Origin of the sequence: Tautonia plasticadhaerens, assembly GCF_007752535.1 — a bacterium.
Lineage (GTDB): Bacteria > Planctomycetota > Planctomycetia > Isosphaerales > Isosphaeraceae > Tautonia > Tautonia plasticadhaerens.
In genome coordinates this window covers 4,641,132-4,654,593 of sequence record NZ_CP036426.1, presented here as the reverse complement: position 1 = coordinate 4,654,593, position 13,462 = coordinate 4,641,132, and the positions used below count along the sequence as shown (strand labels likewise).

Genomic DNA, 13,462 nt, shown 5'->3' with positions numbered 1-13,462 from the left:
GCGAGAAAGGAAAACCGCCCCCCGGTGTGGAGGCACTATGAGGTCGGAGCGACGTCGGCCGCCGGTCTGGGCGGAGGGCGTCGGCCGGGGGCGCCGGGCATCGATCCCGGGTCCGGGCCGTCGGGGGGCGTGAGGCGGTCGGGCCGCCCGCGATTGGGTCGTCGAGCATCGGGGGGACGGGCATGGTGGGGGGATCGGTCGAGGGCCCGGGATATCGGTCGTTCCGGATCCTGTTCGAGCGGGGGGCGGTCGGCCTGCTCTCCGACGCCGAGCTGATCGAACGGTTCCTGGACCGGGGCTCGGCGGGGGCGGAGTCGGCCTTCGCGGCCCTGGTGGAGCGGCACGGCCCGATGGTCTTGTCCGCCTGCCGACGGGCCCTGGGAGACCCCCACGACGCGCAGGACGCCTTCCAGGCGACCTTCCTCACGCTCGCCCGCCGGGCCGGCTCGATCCGCAACCGGGACTCGCTCGCCAGCTGGCTGTTCGGCGTCTCCTGCCGGGTCTCGGCCCGGATGAGGGCCCGCCGCGCCCGGCGTCGGGCCGCCGAGGGTCGGGCCGGGACGCTCCGGACCGTCTCGGAGGCGACCGTCTCGCCGGCCGGGGCGCCCGACTGGGCCGAGCTGCATGAGGAGCTCGCCCGCCTCCCCGAGGCGTACCGGGCCCCGACGGTCCTCTGCTACCTGGAGCAGCTGACCAACGAGGAGGCCGCCGCGCGGCTCCGCCTGCCGGTCGGCACGGTCAAGACGAGGCTCCGGCGCGCCCGGGACCTGCTCCGCAGCCGACTCGCCCACCGGGGAGAGGCGTCGGCGATGGCGATGGTCGCGGCCCTCCGCCCCGATCCCTCGGCGTCGGCCGCCGCCCAGAGGCTCTCCGTCGAGACGGCCCGGATCGCCGTGATTGGGCTCTCCAGCCTCTCGGACTCGGCCATCCCCCCCGCCGTCGCCGCCCTCTGCCGAGGGGTGCTCCACTCCACCCTCGCCGCCAAGTGCGCGATCGGGGCGGCGGGCCTGCTGGTCGCCGCCTCGACGGTCGGCTTCCTCTCGGCGCCGGGAGACGGCCCCCCGCCCCGGCCCCGCGTCCCCGACCCGATCCAGAAAGAGGCCGATCGGCCTCCCCCCGCGGCAGTCGACGACGGCCCTGGGCCGGGGATGACGCCCCGCGATGATCCAGGCCCCGGAGCCCCGGGTCCCGTCGAGGGCCCGGACCCCGGGCCGGGGGACGGATCCACCTCCTTCGGCGAGGTCATCGCGACCCCGGACGGCGAGGCCCCGACCCCGCTCCCTCCCGTCGAGTCGTCTCCGGGGGCCGTGCCCGCCCGGGAGCCATCGGTCGAGGCGCCGGTCCTGACCGGGATCACGATCGACGGGGACCTCTCGGACTGGCCAAGGTCGATGGCGAGGTACGCCATCGAGCAGAACCTCGGCATCGTACCCCCTTCGGCCGTCGGCCAGGGCTACCTGGAAGGCGAGCCGCCGCCGGCCTCCGACCTGAGCGCGTCGTTCGCGGCCGGATACGACCCGGGGGAGCAGCTCCTCTACCTGGCTGTCATCGTCCGCGACGAGACGCTCATCGTCGGCAACGCGAGCCACCTCGACACCGACGCGGTGGAGGTCTACGTCGACGGCCTGCGCGGTGAGCGTCGCGTCCCGGCGCAGGCGGACCTCGAACTCCCCGAGTTGCCGGTCCAGCAATACGTCGCGATCCCCGGCGAGGGTCGGGTCTTCGGCGTCCCGCAACCGACCAACCCGATCCTCCTGGGCGGGGATCTCACCCAAACCAGGACGACGATGGCGTTCCGACGCGAAGGGGAGGTGACGACCTATGAGTGGGCCATCCAGGTCTTCGATCGATATCCCGGCATGCCGACCAGGCTGATCCCCGGCAAGCGGATCGGCTTCGACGTCGCCGTGGCCGACAGGGACTCGGCGGTGACCACGCCGGGGGGATTCGACGAGCCCGATCACAATCGCCTCGCATGGATCTACTGGGGGCCTCGATGGAGTCGCATGAAGAAGCTCGATGCCGGAGCCCTCGGTGAACTCATCCTCGGCGGCCAGCCGACGCCGGCCCCCCCCGAGCCCGAAGAGGCCGGGCCGACTCGGGTCCCCTCGATCGAGGCGGCGCCGCTCTCCGGCGTCGAGATCGACGGCGACCTGTCCGACTGGCCCGGGGACCTCGCCCGGCACCCGATCGACCACATCCACATCCTCCCGAATCATTACGGCTGGAACGGCCTGGAGGGTGCGGACCTGACGACCAGCCCGGACCTCTCCGCCGCCTTCTCCGTCGCCTACGACCCCGACGCCGACCTGGTCTACCTGGCCGTGGTCGTGCGCGACGATCGGCTCGTCGTCGGCCATCAGGGCTTCTGGGACACCGACGCGGTGGAGGTCTACGTCGACGGCCGTCGTTCCGAGGACAAGGCCGGGATCGCCGGCCGCGAGGAGGAGGTGGACGCCTCTGAATTCCCGTTGCTCCAGTACATCGGCCTCCCCGGGGGCGAGGGGCCGGTCTACGGCGTCCGCCGCTCCGCCGGCCGGGACCGGGGGCCGGAGAACCCGATCCTGATGTTCGGCGACATCGGGCGGACCGGCTCCCGGATGGCGTCCCGTCGCTCCGGCGGGCTGACCACCTACGAGTGGGCGGTCCGGCCCTACGACCGCTATCCCGACCGGCCGACCGACCTCGTCCCCGGCGTCCGCATCGGCCTCGACGTGGCCGTCGCCGACAAGGACGCCCCCGCCACCACCGACGCCCCCCAGTCCGAGCCGGTGGCCGAACGCTCCGCCTGGCTCTCGTGGTTCCCGGAGTACCACGGGCTGAGATACCTGGACGCCTCGAACCTCGGGGAACTCCGCCTCGTCGGCCGACCCCCACCCTCGGGCGAGGCCGTCGACGACTGAAATGGGCCGGCGCCGGGACGGCCACCGAGGCCGCCCCTGGCGGGCCCTGCTCCGGATGGATGGACCGGGACGGGAAGATGGGGCCCCCGTCTCGCCCGGGGCGATCTCCCTGCGCGCCCCGCGACTGGCCCCAATCGGCCGGCCGGGCGTCCCGGGTCAGGGGGACGCCCGGGATCGCCGGGCTTTAACCCGAGAATCGGGAGGTGACGTGATGGTAACTCTGGGGATGTTCGCGGCGCTGATGCCCCCGTCGCTAGTCGTCTGGGCGTCCCGGGCGGCCGGAGGGGGGGCGCTGGGGGTGGTCGTCCTGGGCTTCGTCGCGGAGCACAGCGGCCCGAGGACCGGTGAGGTGGTGGTCCACGTCACGGAGCCCGGCGTCGAGCTGAGCGTCGGCGGCATCTCACTCGACGTCCGGGAACGTCGCTACGAACCCCTCGTCTTCGAGCTGCCCGCCGGGCGACACGAGCTGACCATGAGCCGGGGCGGCCGGTTGCTCCACCGGGAATGGTTCTCGATCGAGGGCGGCGACAGCGTCGTGCTCGCCGCCTGGGATCAGGAGGGCCAACCCCACCCCGCCGCCGCCGCCTCCCCGCCTCCGTAGGCCGACCCACCCCGCTCCCACGGGAGGTCCGAGATGAGCTGGGGGGAGTGCCGGAGGTGGGGGTCGAACCCACATCGGGGTTCGACCCCGGGGGATATTAAGTAGTGAAAGCGTCTGACCAAGTCCACTCTTGGGTGGTTCAATCGCCCGGGAGATCGAGCCCGCCGACGCGGCTCGAGCCGAAAAGTCGCTTGCACTTCGGATTCGAGCCCTTCACCTCCTCCCCATGTATAATGGGCAGCGGTCCGGCATCTCCCGGAGCGAGGCGGATGCAGGAAGTCCCGCGGCCGCCCGAACCCCCCAGCCCCGAGGACGGAAGCCCGTGGACGATGATCGCATCGGATTGGGGGTGATCGGCTGCGGCGGTTTCGGCCTGTTCGCGCTCCAGCAATTCACGCAGGTGCCCGGGGTCGGGCTCGTCGGCATGGCGGCCACTCACCGGCCCGCTTCGCTCGCCGCGGCCTCCCGCTTCGGGGTCGAGAACACCGATGACCTCGGCGCGTTCCTCGGCCGGGGCGACCTCGACGTCGTCTACATCGCCACCCCGCCATTCCTCCACCACGATCAGGCGCTGGCCGCGCTGGAGGCCGGCAAGCACGTGATCGTCGAGAAGCCGCTGGCCATGACCGTCGGCCAGGCCGACGAGCTGATCGCCGTCGCCCGGTCGCGCGATCTCCTGCTCGTCACCAACCTGATGCAGCGGTACAACCCCCTCTTCGACGCCGTGAGGCGGCTGGTCGAGGGCCGGGTGCTCGGCGAGGTGCTGCGCGGGTCGTTCGAGAATTATGCCTCGGACGAGAACCTGCCGGAGGGGCACTGGTTCTGGGACCGGACCAGGAGCGGCGGCATCTTCGTGGAGCATGGCGTCCACTTCTTCGACCTCTTCGAGGGATGGCTCGGGGCCGGCCGACTCGAGTCGGCGCAGGTCGGGGTCCGGCCCGGGACCGCGATCGAGGAGCACGTCCACTGCACGGTCCGCTACGGCGACTCGGCCCTGGTCGACTTCTACCACGGCTTCCACCAGGTCGGGCGGATGGATCGCCAGGAACTCCGGCTCGTCTTCGAGCGCGGCGACCTGACCCTTTACGACTGGGTGCCGACGCGAGTCCGGATCCGGGCGCTCGTGGATGAGCGGCAGACGCGCGACCTCTGCGGCCTCTTCCCCGGGGCCAGGATCGACGTCGACGCCTCTTTCGGCGGCAAGGACCGCGAATGTCGGGGCCGGGGCAAGGCGATCGACGCCTCACAGGTGATCGAGCTCGCGTCCGGGGACGGCCAGTCGAAGTCTCCCCTCTACTGCCGGCTGCTCCGCGCGATGATGGGAGACCAGGTGGCCTGGCTCCGGGACCGGACTCACCGCCGCGTGGTCACCGAGTCGAACGGCCGGGAATCGCTCGCGGTCGCCTGCGAGGCCGACGCGATGGCCCATCAGAATGGGGTCCACCGATGAATACCCGTCGGCGGTCGACCCGGATCCTGCTCGAACCCGGCGACGTGCCCGCGACCCGAGACGACTTCGAGGTCGTCGGCGCCTTCAACCCCGGCGCATGCCGGGTCGGCGACGAGGTCGTGATGCTCGCTCGGGTGGCCGAGCGCCCTCGGGAGCGGCGTCCGGGGTTCATCGGCCTGCCGAGGTGGGAGCCGGCCGAAGGGCTGAGGATCGACTGGGTCCCCGACTCGGACTGGGAGCCGATCGACCCGAGGGTGGTCCGGCGCAAGGCCGACGGGGTCGTCCGGCTCACGTTCACGTCCCACTTGCGGGTCGTCCTCTGCGGCCGGAGCGGTCGCACCGCGAGGACTGTCCTCGACGTCACGTTCCGTCCGGAGGGGGAGGCGGAGGAGTACGGGGTCGAGGACCCCCGGATCACCCCGATCGCGGGCCGATTCTACGTGACCTACGTGGCCGTCTCGCGGCACGGGCCGGCGACGGCCCTGGCCTCGACGGCCGATTTCCGGTCGTTCGAGCGGCACGGGATCGTCTTCTGTCCCGAGAACAAGGACGTGGTCCTCTTCCCGGAGCAAGTCGCCGGCTCGTTCGCGGCACTGCACCGGCCGGTCTGCGGGACCCCGTTCACAAGGCCCGAGATGTGGGTCGCGCGGTCGCCCGACCTGATCCACTGGGGAGGGCACGCCCCGCTGGATCTTTCGGGGGGCGACTGGCAGGCGGGACGGGTCGGGGCGGGGGCGCCGCCGATCCGGGTCGAAGGGGGCTGGCTGGAGATCTACCACGGCAACCGCCGTCCCGTCCGGCCGGGGGAGGTCGGTGCCTATTGCGGGGGCGCGGCCCTGTTGGACCTGGACGACCCGACCCGGGTGATCCGTCGGACGGCGTGGCCGTTCTTCGAGCCCGAGGCCGAGTTCGAGGTCCTCGGCTTCGTGCCGGAGGTCGTCTTCCCGACCGGAGTGGTCCGGGACGACGACCGCCTGCTCGTCTATTACGGTGCCGCCGACACCTGTTCGGCGGTCGCGGAATTCTCGCTGGAGGAGCTGCTCTGGGCGATGGTCGCCCCGGGGTGATCGATCGAGTCAGGCGCGGGTCATCGCCCCCAGCACGTCGTCGAGCGGGACGGTGGCGAACGTGCTCGCGTAGTCGGACATGGCGTAGGGGATGATGAGTTCGCGGCCGTGCAGGGCGGCCCCGCAGCTGTAGACGACGTTCGGGACGTAGCCCTCGCGCTCGTTCTCGTTCGGCTCCAGCAGGGGTGCCTCCAGCCGCCCGATCACGCGGGAGGGGTCGTCGAGGTCGAGGAGGAAGGCGCCCATGGCATACTTCCGCATCGCCCCGACCCCGTGGGTCAGCACGAGCCAGCCGGCCTCGGTCTCGATCGGCGAGCCGCAGTTGCCCAGCTGGACGAACTCCCAGGGGTACGTCGGCCTGGCGATCAGCTCCTTGGTGAACCAGAAGTGCGGCATGTCGGAGTACATCAGGTAGATGTTCTCGTTGTCCTGCCTCGAGAGCATCGCGAACTGGCCGTTGACGCGCCGCGGGAAGAGGGCGAACCCCTTGTTCCGGACCTCCGGCCCGTTCAGGGTGCTCACCTTGAAGTGGAGGAAGTCCTCGGTCTCGAGCATCTGGGGCAGGACGACCCGGCCGTCATACGCGGTATAGGTGGCGTAGTAGCAGGTCCTGCCGTCGTCGTGGGTGAAATGGACGAAGCGGGCGTCCTCGATCCCGTTGGTCTCGGCGGGAGACGACGGGAAGATGATCCGTTCCGAGACGTCCATCTCCGCCTCGAAGCGGATCTCGTAGTTGGCCTTCGCCAGCGTCACCATGGTGTGGGCGATCGGCTCGAACTCGCGCTGGCGGGCCCGATTGTGCCGCAGGACGTTGCGGATCGTCTGCTCCAGCTCGGCGAGCGTAAACCGGTCGCCCAGGGCGGCGATCACCTGTCCGGTCAGCGTGCCGTTGATGCCCAGCTCGGTCAGCTTGAGGTCGAAAAGGTGCGTGTCGTAGAGGGCGTTGGGCACGAGGTCCGGGGCCGTGACGAACCGGGTCGGCTCGTCCATGCGGATCCGGTTCCCGGCGTCGATCACGCCGGAGCGGAAGGTGATCGAGGAGATATGCCCCTCGCCGGTGGCCCGCAGGCTGAGGATGAACCGGCGGGACCCGTCGGGCAGGCCCGACTGGTCGGGGTGCCAGATCATCGACGGGTTGAACAGGGCGGCCGATTCCAGCGCGTACTCCTGGCTGAAATAGGAGCCAATCAGCAGGCGACGGGCCTCGCCGATCGACCGGTCGGTGTGCAGGTGATGCCGCACCTGGTCGAAGCGATGCAGGAAGAATTCGCGGGTCCGCTGGTGCCGCCCGCGGAACTCCCGCATCACGCCCTCGAGCAGGGAGTCGACCTCCGGCTCGGACAGGGACGAGACGCGGGCGATGATCTTCTCGAACCGGTGCTCGCTCGTGGGTTCGAACGGCCTCATGACGACCCGCGAATTGGTCGGCTTGAGGACGATCCCGGTGCGATGAACATCCATGGGGGAGACTAGCGACCTCGCTGCGAGGGGGAGCGACCCGTCCCTGGGAGGCCCGACACTACCGCACCTGGCGGAACGCGACCAGGGAACTTTCCAGCCGGTTCATCTCGGCGAGCGAGAGCAGGAACGCGAGGGTCGACTCGGCCCCCTGGTTCCGGTTGACCCGGTCCTCCTGGAGCCCGTCGCAGCAGCCCCCGGTTGCGGGGTCGTAGAGATCCTGGCCGAGGTCGTTGCGGCCGAGGAACCACTCGAAGGCGGATCGGGCCTCGTCCAGCCAGCGGGGGTCCTGCGTCGCCCGGTACGCCTCGAGGCAGGCGGCCACCGTCGCATTGGCCTCGATCGGTTGCTGGTCGAACCGGGCCGGCTCCCGGCCCTTGGGGTAGAACCCATGGCAGCCGATCGCCCGGAAGTGGCCCTGGGGCGCACGTTGCACCCCGACCAGCCATCCCAGTGCCTCCAGGCCGATCTCCATCGCCCGCGCGTCCCCCCCGTCCCGCCCGACGGCGATGAGGGCGTGCGGCAGCCGGGCGTTGTCGTAGGCCAGGACCTCCTCGAACCAGGGCCAGTCGGGCGTGGCAGTCCGCTCATGGAGCCCGACCAGCAGCCCCGTCAACGCGTCGCGGGCCTGCCCGGTGGCCCGGTCCCCGCCGAACCGGCGGAGGTATTCCTGGACGCCGAGCAGGCCGAACGCCCAGGCCCGGGGCGAGGACATCTCCGGGACGCACGGCAGGGCCAGCTCGAAGTAGGACGCGGCCCAGGACGGCATGTCGGTCCGATGGGACCGGCCCACGCACGTCCCCAGCGCCCAGATGGCACGCCCCTGGCAATCCTCCGACCCGACCTCCTCCAGCCAGCGGCGGTCGATGCCCATGAAGTTCCGGAATCGCCCCCGGTCGCGATCGAAGGCCGCCTGGAGGAACGCCGCCGAGGCCGTGGCGACGCGCCGGACTACCGGCCCATCCTGGCCCACCTCCCCCAGGAGCACGGTCAGCAACAGGGCGCGGGCGTTGTCGTCCGTGCAGTAGCCGTCCGCGAAGCTCGGGATCGTGTAGGTGGCGTGCTGGAAGATGCCCGTCGAGTCGGTCAGCCGCGCGAGGTGGTCGAGCCGCCAGTCGGGCAGCTCGGCCCGCTGCTCGGCCAGGGTCCGGACCGCCAGCGGCCGGGGCGGTTGGGCCTGGCGACCGAGGCGTGCCCGCTGGAACGACTCCGTGTAATGGTGGGCGGACCGCCCCCAGACCATCTCGCGGCCGAGCCCGTAGGCCGTATGACTCATCGCCCGCCGCCGCCCCGCGTCGCGCAGCAGCCCGCCGATCTCCCGGGCCAGGGCCTGCGGGTCGGCGAACGGCACCAGGATCCCGAGGCCGTCGGCGAGGAGTTCCTCGGCATGCCAGTACGGCGTCGAGACGATCGCCTTGCCGCAGCCGAACGAGTAGGCCAGCGTCCCCGAGGTGATCTGCGCCGGGTTGAGGTACGGGGTCACGTAGACGTCGGCCGCCCGGATGAACTCGGTCAGCTGGTCCAGCTCGACGAACCGGTTGTAGAAGGTGACGTTCTTCTCGATCCCCAGCGACCTCGCCAGCCGCTCCAGGCCGAGTCGATAGCGTTCGCCCTGCTGGCGGACCAGGTCCGGGTGGGTCGCCCCCAGGATGATGTAGACGAGATCCGGGAACTCTCCCAGCAGCGCAGGCATGGCCCGGAGCATGTGCTCGACGCCCTTGTTGGGCGAGAGCAGGCCGAACGTCAGCGCCACCGGCCGTCCCTCGACGCCGAACTGCACCTTGAACAGATCCGGCTCGACGAATGGCGTGTCGGGGATGCCGTGCGCGATCAGGTCGACCTTGTCAACGGGGACGCCGTAGATCTCCCGCAGGAATGCACGGGCGCGGCGGGTCATGACCACGACGCGGGCCGAGAGGTCGGCCAGTTGCATCAGGACCCGACGCTGGTCGGCGTCCGGCTCGCGCAGGACGGTGTGGAAGGTCGTGACGACCGGCATCCGCAGGTCCCGCAGCAGGCCGAGGACGTGGCTGCCGGCCGGGCCGCCATAGATCCCGTACTCGTGCTGGAGGCAGACGATGTCGGTGTTCGCGAAATTCAGGAAGTCGGCCGCCCGGAGATAGCTCTCCAGGTCCTGCTCGTCGATCTCGAATCGGACTTCCGGCGGGTAGTCGTATCCCTCGGGGCGGTCGTTGACCGGCACGACGAAGCACTCGGCGTCCGGGTTATGGGCCGCGACCGAGGCGTACATGTCGTGCGTGAAGGTGGCGATCCCGCACTTGCGGGGCAGGTAGTCGCCGACGAATGCGATCTTGTTGATCTCGGAGTTGCCCATCAACCCTCGTCCCGTGTGGCTCGGCGGGACACGCTCCGGGGGACGGGATCGGAGAGAGACCGCGGCCCTGGATGTCGGGTGCCAGGTTACCATATCGGCCCAGCGATCGCCCCCGGAGGGCCCCTGGCCGATGATGACGAGCCGCCGCAAATCCCGGAAGATCATCCCCGGAAGTGCACCAGGGCGATGATTTTACATCGGACCGAGCGGAGTCGTGCAGTTCCCCGGCAGTCCTGTGCTGCGGCTCACGACCCGCGAGCGGCCCGGGCCATCGCCAGGATGTCGGCCTCCACCGCCTCGGGCAGCGTCGACCAAGCAACGACACGTTCACGAACGTCCGACGGCAAGCGGGTCGCAGTCGGGAGACGTGAGAGGGCGTACGGGGGCGGATGCTGGCGAGGTGCTTCGTCTCACCCGGACGAAAGGCCTCGACGCAAACCTCTTGGCCGGGCGGCCTTTGGTGTCTCTTTATCGGGCTGGGTCGCAATGCCGGCGGTGGGAGTCGAACCCACACGGGGGTTCCCCCCCGGGGGATTTTAAGTCCCCTGCGTCTGCCGTTCCGCCACGCCGGCGAGTGGTTGCGGGGCGTCTCGGCGGATCGAGGGCGATCGATCGATCGGCCGGACGGATCGGGATCAGGAGGCGTCGGGGGATCGGGCCGGGGCACGGTCATCGTCGAAGGACTCGTCGTCGGGGTGCCAGGCGGGTTTGCCGAGGACGAGGGTGCGGACGCCCTGCTCGCGGCGGAGGCGATGGGCGGTGTCGGGCTCGATGACCGCGAGCATGCCGGGCTCGACGGCGACGACGTTGTCGTTCAGCCCCGGCTCGCCGGTCCCTTCGAGGATGGAGTACATCCCGGCGCGGCGGGCGTGGTCGTGCCCGACCGAGTCGGTGATGAAGGTGACGTGGGGATTGGCCGGCGGGCCGTCCTCGGAGGTGAACAGTCGGGTGCCCTGGCCGCAGGGGCGAGGGACCGTCGGGGCCTCGGCCCGGGGTCGGACGAGATCGCCGGGGCCGGGCCGGGCGGTGAGGCCGGGGGCGGTGGCGGATCCGGGGGTGTCCATCGGGGGCGTCCGTCGGCCGGGGACGCGGAGGAGGCGGGCCGCTGGGGCGCCTCCTCCGCCGGAGGTTGCGTTACTTCGAGCCCGTCAGGACCGAGTCCTTGAGGGCCTTCAGCGGGGTGACCTTGACGGTGTTCCGCTTCGGCTTGGCCGGGATGTTGATGATCTCGCCGGTCTGGGGATTGCGCCCCTTCTTGGCGGGGGTGGCCTTCTTCTCGGCGAGCCGGATCTTCAGGAGGCCCGGCAGGACGAACTGCTTGGGGCCGCCCCGCTTGGTGAGCGAGGTGCGGACCAGCTCGTCGAGGTTCTCGAAGAGGCTGGCGACGTCCTTCTTGGCCACGCCGGTCTTCTCGGAGAGCGTGGAGTAGAGCTCGTTCTTGGTCATCGGCCGGACCTTGGCGGTCTTGGCCTCGGGCTTCGCGGCGGCGGCGGCCTTCGGGGCGGCTTTCTTCGCGGCCATGGATCTCGTCCCCTCCTGATCGATGATCGACGGTCCTCGAGAGCTCACCCTTCGGCCTCGGCCCGCGGCGGGGAGGCTCGAACGTAGCTCCTGCGGAACCAGATCGACGCTCCGGCCCGAAATATACAGGAAATATCGCCGAAAGACAGCGCCAAGGCAGCGTTTTTCGCGGGAATCTCGCCCTCGGGGCCCCCGGGGGGGCCCCGATCAGCCTCCGGACGCCTTCGACGTGCTGCGTCGGCGGTCGTTCACCCCGTGGATGATCCCCGTCCCCGGGTCGACGACGATCGAGTGCGCGTCCCCCTGCAGGGGGGTCGATCGCACGCGATGGCCCCGGTCTCGGAGCCCCTGGATGGCGGCCTCGGGCCAGGAGTCGCCTTCGAGGGTCAGCCGGTCGGGGAACCAGGAGTGGTGCGACCGGGGGGCGTCGACGGCCTCCCGGGGCGACCGGCCGAACTCCAGCACGTTGAGCACGACCCAGAGCACCGTGTTCGGGATCGTCCGGCCGCCGGGGGAGCCGGTGACGAGCCGGACCTTGCCGTCCTCCAGCACGATCGTCGGCGACATGGAGCTGAGCATCCGCTTGCCCGGGGCGATCACGTTCGGCCTCGTGCCGATCAGGCCCGAGGTGCTGGTCACGCCCGGCACGAGGTTGAAGTCCCCCATCTCATTGTTGAGCAGGAATCCGAGCCCGGGGACGACCGCCTTGGAGCCGTAGCCCTGCTCCAGCGTGTAGGTCAGGGCCACGGCGTTGCCGTCGCCGTCGAGGACCGAGAGGTGCGTCGTGTCGGTCCCCTCGGCCACCAGCCCGGCGATCGGGAAGTCGGCCAGGTCCTCGCTCGGCGTGGCGATCGGGCCGATCGACCCGGCCAGCTCGTCGGCGAAATCCTTCGAGGTCAATTCGTCGACCGGCACGTCGACGAAGTCCGGGTCGGCGATCTCGGTGGCCCGGACGAAGAAGGCCCGGCGCATGGCCTCGGTGATCCGGTGCAGGGTCTCGGGGTCCTCCGGGCCGTCGGCGGCGAGGTCGAAGCGTTCCAGGAGGTTGAGCATCAGCACGGTGACGATCCCCCCCGAGGAGGGCGGGCCCATGCCGAAGACGTCGAACCCCCGGAAGGTGCCGTGGACCGGCGCCCGGCGGACGGCCTCGTAGGACTCCAGGTCCTCCTCCGAGATCAGGCCGCCCCCGGCCCGCATGGCCTCGGCGATCCGGTCGGCGATCTCCCCGGCGTAGAAGGCGTCGGGGCCGTCCTCGGCGACCCGGGAGAGGGTGGCGGCCAGGTCCGGCTGCCGGAGGACGTCCCCTTCCACCCAGGGGGTGCCGTCGGGCTTCCGGAAGGCGGCGACGGAGGCGGGGAAGTCGGCCAGCCGGGCGCCCCGGCCGCTGCCGTCGAGCAGGTCGGCGGCGCCGTCGTCCACGAACAATTGCGCATTGAGCGACCGGGCCAGCGTGTCGGAGACGGGGAACCCCCGCTCGGCCAGATCGACGGCCGGCCGGACCAGCTCGGCCCAGTCGAGCGTCCCGAGCTGCTCGTGGGCCAGGGCGAGCCCCCTCACCGTCCCCGGCACGCCCCCGGCCCAGAGGCCCGCGCGGTACCGGGGCAGGAGCCTGCCCTCGGGAGACAGGTACGTCCGCTCGGTGGCGGCCCGGGGGGCCCGCTCCCGGAAGTCATAGGTGACGACCTCGCCCCGATCGGCGACGAAGGCCACGATGAACCCCCCGCCGCCGATGTTCCCCGCCGCCGGGTGCGTCACCGCCAGGGCGAAGGCCGTGGCCACGGCCGAGTCGATCGCGTTGCCCCCCTTGCGGAGCACCTCCCGGCCCACGTCCGAGGCGTGGGACTCCTGGGAGACGACCGCGTAAGTCGCGAACTCCTCGGCCGAGGACGGGCCGGTGGCCACCGCCAGCAAGGCGACAGACGGGGCGAACCAGGGTGGCATCGGCCGTCGTCGCGCGGGAGGAGCGTCCGGTCCGGGGGGGGGCGAGGAGGGGCGGGGCGCCGACACCGCAGGGTTGCTCACGTCGATCGTCTCCGAGATGAGGGCCATTCGATCCGAGGCCGGACGCGATCGGGTCCCGAGGATCGCCGAATCGGCGTTGACCGCGCGGGCCCGAACGTTATGGTA

9 protein-coding genes and 1 tRNA gene are annotated in these 13,462 nt (G+C 71.1%); 4 read left to right on the top strand and 6 right to left on the bottom strand.

Translation table 11 applies throughout. The features are described 5' to 3' along the window. The first annotated feature begins 182 nt into the window (after positions 1–182). The 4 genes from ElP_RS18695 (at position 183) to ElP_RS18680 (ending at position 6,021) form a co-directional block, all read left to right on the top strand. Positions 183–2,903, top strand: a complete 2,721-nt coding sequence (locus ElP_RS18695; protein WP_145271854.1) for a sigma-70 family RNA polymerase sigma factor — start codon at positions 183–185, stop codon at positions 2,901–2,903. Positions 2,904–3,114: 211 nt separating this feature from the next. After that, positions 3,115–3,504 carry a hypothetical protein gene (locus ElP_RS18690; RefSeq protein WP_145271852.1) on the top strand — a complete coding sequence of 130 codons (390 nt, stop codon included), beginning with the start codon at positions 3,115–3,117 and terminating at the stop codon, positions 3,502–3,504. Between the two features lie 322 nt (positions 3,505–3,826). After that, positions 3,827–4,954 (top strand): Gfo/Idh/MocA family protein, encoded by a 1,128-nt coding sequence (locus ElP_RS18685; RefSeq protein ID WP_145271850.1) that lies wholly within the window; start codon positions 3,827–3,829, stop codon positions 4,952–4,954. Then, positions 4,951–6,021 carry a glycoside hydrolase family 130 protein gene (locus ElP_RS18680; RefSeq protein ID WP_145271848.1) on the top strand — a complete coding sequence of 357 codons (1,071 nt, stop codon included), beginning with the start codon at positions 4,951–4,953 and terminating at the stop codon, positions 6,019–6,021. The genes ElP_RS18685 and ElP_RS18680 overlap by 4 nt, the downstream gene beginning before the upstream one ends. A 9-nt stretch (positions 6,022–6,030) precedes the next feature. Here ElP_RS18680 and ElP_RS18675 read toward each other — a convergent pair whose 3' ends face one another. The 6 genes from ElP_RS18675 to ggt form a co-directional block, all read right to left on the bottom strand. Further along, entirely contained in the window at positions 6,031–7,482 is a 1,452-nt protein-coding gene (locus ElP_RS18675) for a glycoside hydrolase family 130 protein (RefSeq protein WP_145271847.1), read from the bottom strand. Positions 7,483–7,540: 58 nt separating this feature from the next. Then, the gene (locus ElP_RS18670; RefSeq protein ID WP_145271845.1) at positions 7,541–9,814 is read right to left on the bottom strand and encodes a glycosyltransferase family 4 protein; all 2,274 of its coding nucleotides are present in this window, start codon (positions 9,812–9,814) and stop codon (positions 7,541–7,543) included. Between the two features lie 487 nt (positions 9,815–10,301). Next, positions 10,302–10,386: transfer RNA gene (locus tag ElP_RS18665), tRNA-Leu, on the bottom strand. A 63-nt stretch (positions 10,387–10,449) separates the two neighbouring features. After that, positions 10,450–10,878: a cupin domain-containing protein gene (locus ElP_RS18660; RefSeq protein WP_145271843.1), complete on the bottom strand. Its 429-nt coding sequence runs from the start codon at positions 10,876–10,878 to the stop codon at positions 10,450–10,452. 70 nt (positions 10,879–10,948) lie between these two features. Further along, positions 10,949–11,335: an HU family DNA-binding protein gene (locus ElP_RS18655; RefSeq protein WP_145271841.1), complete on the bottom strand. Its 387-nt coding sequence runs from the start codon at positions 11,333–11,335 to the stop codon at positions 10,949–10,951. 207 nt (positions 11,336–11,542) lie between these two features. After that, a complete protein-coding gene (gene ggt / locus ElP_RS18650; RefSeq protein WP_145271839.1) occupies positions 11,543–13,276 on the bottom strand; it encodes a gamma-glutamyltransferase in 1,734 nt (577 codons plus the stop codon). Positions 13,277–13,462: the final 186 nt, after the last annotated feature.